Here is a 1,886-nt window from a genome sequence, read left to right as displayed (position 1 = left end):
CTTGATCGGACCAAGGACATCGATTCCGCGGCCTTGGTCCTTTACCTGAACCACTGCGAGTTGGTTGCCGTGGCCATTCAGGAGAAGGCCAAGCACTAGGAAATGTACACGCCCTCTGGTCGCACGGCCTGCGTTCGAACTTGGGTGCTAGCCCGCGATTATGTCAAGGAGCGCCGTAACGCGCCGGGTCGGAAGACGCTTTACGAGAGCTTCCAAGGATTGGCCGAGAGGTGGCAGAAGGATCCTGAGTGAGCGCCCTTGCTCCTCGGATCCAAACTACCGGAGTGATGCGCTTTCAAGCGCGAATGAGACGATACAAATTCGACTCACCGTCCAATGCCTCGACCGCGCCGACTGCCTCCGGGGCCTCGTGCCCAGGGTGTACGGCCGCCCACGGCGCCCATAATCCTGTGGATTCAGAATTGTGGAACATACGATTCGAGCCACCGACCTCGCCCGTAATCTCGGAGAGGGCCTATCCAAGGTGCGTGATCGCCGAGACTCTCTCGTCATCAAGCGGAATGGAAGACCCATAGCGCGGGTCGTGCCGATCGAACGCGAAGCTGATGACGCCACTCTTGGGGAGGTGCTCAGCGCATGGTGTGACGGTGCCGCAGGCGATCACGCGTTCGCCGAAGACCTCGATGCAGTCAGTGCATCCGAAAACCCCCCGGTGAACCGATGGGAGTCGTAGTCGACACAAGTGCGCTCGTGGCCGCGGAGCGTCGTCGCGAGGACGATATATCGGTCACCCAGCTGACATTGTGCAGTCTGCTCGGACCCCTGGCAAGCGAGAGCGCTGTGCTGCCAGCTGCTGTCTACGCAGAACTGCTCGTCGGGGTGCACCTCGCCGGTAGCCCGGCCCAGGCGGCGGCACCTCGTGCTCGCATCGACGCCCACATAGCGCGTGAGCCGATCATCGACTTTAATGCCGCCATAGCCCACTGTCAACGTCAAGAGAGAATCACGCACCCCAAAGAAGTGTGCCATTTTCGATGCCCATTGACATTACAGACTCAGCGCAGAATGAGACCCGAGGCGGACTAGTCGCAGCGTACCGCCATCGGGCTTCTGGTAGATCAGCAGCAAATCCGGCTTCGCATGGCATTCACGGTGATCGGCCCACTCGCCGCTTAGCGCATGGTCTCGAAGTCGGTACTCAAGCGTTGCATCCCGGGCCGACGCCTCAATGACCGATACCAGGGTGTCATCGAGAGATGCTCGATGACGCCCCCGAGACTCGCGCTTTGCAGCCACGCTTGAACTGGCTGGTGAGCTCAATCGTCCGCATGCAGATCGTCGAGCAGTTCCTGCACGTTGCCAGATCGTTTCAGATTGCCTCTACGGGCTTCCTTCATTGCCTCAATGGTGACCGCATTCGGAATCAGTGGTGCGAACGGAAGGGCCTTCTCCTGCGCCACCTTCGTGAGCAGCAGTCGCACGGCGTCGGACACAGTCAGGCCCATGGCGGCAAGCACTGCTGCCGCTTCTTCCTTCACGGCCCCGTCGATGCGGGCTTGGACGAGTTGATTAGCAGCCATTACTACATTCCTTCCCTTTGTATGACATTGTACTACATTGCGCTGCATCGAGCCTCATCCAACGCGAAGTGAGCCTGAGGGGAGGGGTTGTTTCCTGCGGGAAATGAGCCTGAAGAGGGCTCTACAGGCGATATCGGAACGTTCCGATATGAGCCACTTGTTCAACATTCGACGGACCACTCCGTCCTTGATCCGCAGGTCGAGGAACTCCCGCAGGTGCTGGTGCGAAATCGAATCGAAATATTTCGAAATGTCCGCATCAATCACCCACCGCTTGCCTTCCATCACGCCCTCCCGCACTGCGTGCAGGGCATCATGGGCAGAGCGGCCCGGGCGGAAGCCGTG

Annotated in this window: 2 protein-coding genes and 1 pseudogene; all 3 read right to left on the bottom strand. The window is 59.7% G+C overall.

Annotated elements, in window-relative coordinates; genetic code table 11:
- Nucleotides 1–1,008 precede the first annotated feature (1,008 nt).
- Nucleotides 1,009–1,291, bottom strand: a pseudogene (locus tag OXC99_04185) (type II toxin-antitoxin system YafQ family toxin).
- The gene (locus OXC99_04180; protein MCY4624187.1) at nt 1,278–1,541 is read right to left on the bottom strand and encodes a type II toxin-antitoxin system RelB/DinJ family antitoxin; all 264 of its coding nucleotides are present in this window, start codon (nt 1,539–1,541) and stop codon (nt 1,278–1,280) included. Before OXC99_04180 ends, OXC99_04185 begins: the two are co-directional and overlap by 14 nt.
- Before the next feature lie 54 nt (nt 1,542–1,595).
- A partial coding sequence (locus OXC99_04175; GenBank protein MCY4624186.1) for a reverse transcriptase domain-containing protein occupies nt 1,596–1,886 on the bottom strand: 291 nt, incomplete at its 5' end.

It is taken from the genome of Chloroflexota bacterium (assembly GCA_026713825.1).
GTDB lineage: Bacteria > Chloroflexota > Dehalococcoidia > Lucifugimonadales > UBA1127 > UBA1127.
The sequence above is the reverse complement of the archived record's forward strand: the minus strand, read 5'-3'. Positions and strand labels throughout refer to the sequence as shown.

What these genes read in the sequence shown, in the direction of transcription:
- OXC99_04180 (MCY4624187.1), bottom strand. Translation starts at nt 1,541, where the DNA reads ATGGCTGCTAATCAACTCGTCCAAGCCCGCATCGACGGGGCCGTGAAG.